This window comes from Protofrankia sp. Cr1, assembly GCF_963555865.1.
GTDB lineage: Bacteria > Actinomycetota > Actinomycetes > Frankiales > Frankiaceae > Protofrankia.
Genome location: NZ_CAUVXO010000236.1, coordinates 1 through 3,114, shown reverse-complemented (window position 1 = coordinate 3,114; position 3,114 = coordinate 1). Strand labels below are relative to the sequence as shown.

At 70.1% G+C, this 3,114-nt stretch carries 3 protein-coding genes; all 3 read right to left on the bottom strand.

Annotated features, from left to right (window positions below):
* Positions 1-13 precede the first annotated feature (13 nt).
* Entirely contained in the window at positions 14-1,522 is a 1,509-nt protein-coding gene (locus U9980_RS17355; protein ID WP_322768876.1) for an anthranilate synthase component I, read from the bottom strand.
* Positions 1,519-1,953, bottom strand: coding sequence for a phosphoribosyl-AMP cyclohydrolase (gene hisI / locus U9980_RS17350; protein ID WP_322768875.1), 435 nt, complete (start codon positions 1,951-1,953; stop codon positions 1,519-1,521). Before hisI ends, U9980_RS17355 begins: the two co-directional genes overlap by 4 nt.
* Before the next feature lie 23 nt (positions 1,954-1,976).
* On the bottom strand, positions 1,977-3,114 hold a 1,138-nt coding region (locus U9980_RS17345), incomplete at its 5' end, for an ABC transporter ATP-binding protein (protein WP_322768874.1).

The window sequence follows — 3,114 nt, the reverse complement described above, 5'->3', positions numbered from 1 at the left end:
TCCTGCTGATCGGTCATGTCGGGAGGCGCAGCGACTCGGCGATCTCGATTGCCCGCAGCACCGCCGCCGCCTTGGTGCGACTTTCGTTGTTCTCGGTCACGGGCACGGAATCGGCGACGATGCCCGCGCCGGCCTGTACGTAGGCCCGCCCGTCCCGCAGGACAGCGGTCCGGATGGCGATCGCGGTGTCCAGATCGCCGCCGAAGTCCAGATAACCGACCACGCCTCCGTACAGGCCCCGGCGGGTTGGCTCAAGCTCATCGATGATCTCCATCGCACGCACCTTGGGCGCACCGGTGAGGGTGCCCGCGGGGAACGTCGCCGTGAGCACGTCAACAGCCGACCGGTCCTGCGCGACCTCACCGATCACGGTGGAGACGATGTGCATGATCTGCGAGAACCGCTCGACCGCGGCGAACTCGACCACCCGTACCGAGCCCGGCGTACAGACCCGTCCCAGGTCGTTGCGCACGAGGTCGACGAGCATCACGTGCTCGGCCCGCTCCTTGGGATCGGCCAGCAGCTGCGCGGCGAGCTCGGCGTCCTGTTCGGGTGTGGCGCCACGGGGACGGCTGCCGGCGATCGGATGCAGCAACGCGTGCCGGCCCGTCACCTTCACATGCGCCTCCGGCGACGATCCGACGACATCATGATCATCAAAACGGAGCAGGTACATGTAGGGACTGGGGTTCGAGGCCCTCAGGACCCGGTAGATGTCCAGGGGCGCAGCCGCGGTCGGGCGCTCGAAGCGCTGGGAGACCACGATCTGGAAACACTCGCCGGCCCGGATCTCCTCGATGGCGGCTTCGACGGCAGCCTCGAAACGTTCCGGAGCGGTACGCGAGGCAAAGCCTGCGAGCGAGAGATCGGCGGGCGCCGTGGTGGTCGCGACCGTCGGCTCGCTCCACTTGCCGAGATCGGCGGTCATCGCCTCGAGGCGGTGCACGGCGTCGTCGTAGGCTGCGTCCGGGTCGCCGTCGCCGCCGGTGAACACGTTTGCGATCAGCAGGCAGGAACCGTCGCTGTGATCGAGTACCGCGAGGTCGGCGGTCAGTATCATGCGCAGCTCGGGCATGCCCAGGTCGTCCACGCAACGGGACGGGAGCCGTTCGACCCGCCGGACGATGTCGTAGGACAGGTAACCGACCAGCCCGCCGGTGAGCGGTGGCGCATCCGGCAGCTTCGGAGTGCGCAACGCCACCTGCACCGCGCGAAGGACGTCGAGCGGGTCCCCATCGGTGGGAACACCCGGCGGCGGCTGGCCGTCGGTCCAGACGGCCGATCCGTCTCGTTCGGTGAGGGTCGCCGCGGCCCGGACACCGATGAACGAATACCGCGACCACACCCCGCCGTGCTCGGCGGACTCCAGCAGGAACGTTCCCGGCCCTCCGGCGAGTTTGCGGTAGATCCCGACCGGGGTCTCACCATCGGCGAGCAGGCGGCGTGTCACCGCGACCACCGGGTACTCGGCTGCGAGCGCGTGGAAGTCGCCCCGGCCCGGGCTGACCTCGCCTGTCGTCACGACTCGGCTCCCCTCACAGGTTCCGTGGCAGGTTGCATGGCAGGTTGGGTGGCAGGTTGCATGGCAGGTTGGGTGGCAGCGGCCGGCAGGCTGCGGTTGTCGAAGCAGGTTCGGCGCCCGGTGTGGCAGGCCGGACCGTGCTGGTCCACCTGGACCAGCACGGTGTCCCCGTCGCAGTCGAGGGAGACCGACCGAACCAGCTGGCGGTGGCCGCTGGTGTCCCCCTTGACCCAGTACTCCCGGCGGCTCCGACTCCAGTACGTGGCACGCCCGGTGGTGAGCGTACGGTGCAGGGCCTCGTCGTCCATCCAGCCGACCATCAGTACCTCGCCGGTGTCGTACTGCTGCGCGACCGCCGGGAAGAGACCGGCCGGGTCACGCTTGAGCAGACCGGCGATGGCGGGGTCCAGACGGGACGCGGAGGCGGGCACGAGCCCATTGTGCCGTGCGCCGGTCAGGTGAGGTCCCCGTCAAGGTCATGGGCCACGCCCGCCGTCCACGAGGCGTGCAAGCGCCGATACACACCGGGGACACCGACGAGTTCGGCGTGGGTCCCCTGCGCGACGATTCGACCGGCGTCGACGACCACCACCAGATCCGCAGTCTCCGCCGTGGACAGTCGGTGGGCGATCGTGACCGATGTCCGCCCCCGGGTCAGCGCGACCAACGCGCGGGCGAGCCGCACCTCTGTCGCCGGGTCGACCGACGATGTCGCCTCGTCAAGGACGAGGAGGTCCGGTGCGGCGACGTGGGCGCGGGCGACGGCGACCAGTTGACGTTCTCCCGCGGACAGCGAGCTCCCGCGCTCGCCGACCCGGGTGTGCACACCGTCCGCCAGCCCCGCAACCCAGTCCGCCAGCCCCAGCGAGGTGAACGCGGCCATGACATCGGCGTCGGAGGCCTCCGGACGCCCGTAACGGACGTTGTCCGCGATGGTCAGATCGAACAGGAAGCCGTCCTGCGGGACCATCACGACCCGCCTGCGCAACGACGCGAACCGCACCTGCTCCACGGGCACGCCGCCGAGCAGCACCTGACCGACGGTCGGATCCATCAGCCGGGTCAGCAGCTTGGCCAGGGTGGTCTTGCCCGATCCGGTCTCGCCGACCACGGCGACCCTCGTCCGGGGCGCAATGTCCAGGTCGACGGCCGCCAGGACGAGCGGTCCCCCCGGATAGGCGAACCCGACACCGTCGAAACGCACTCCGAGCGGGCCTGGCGGAAGATCCAGTCCGCCGTCGGGGCCCGGGTCACGCACGTCCTGCGGCGTGCCCAGAACGTCGAGCACACGACGCATACCGGCGAGGGCGTTCGCTCCCTCGTTCAGCACCTCGGTCAGGGTCTGCAGTGGCACCACGAACAGTGTGACCAGGAACAGGAATGCCACCAACCGGCCGGCGCTGAGATCACCGTCCACCCCGAGCAACACCCCGCCGACCACCACGGCGCAGGTCGCGCAGGCCGCCACCAGCTCGCCCGCCGAGAAGACCGTGGCGACCATCCGCTGCGCGGCGGTCTGCGCCGACCGGTAGTGGTCCACGGAGGTGTCGACCCGCGTCGCCGTGCGCGCCTGAGCACCGTAGGCGCGCACC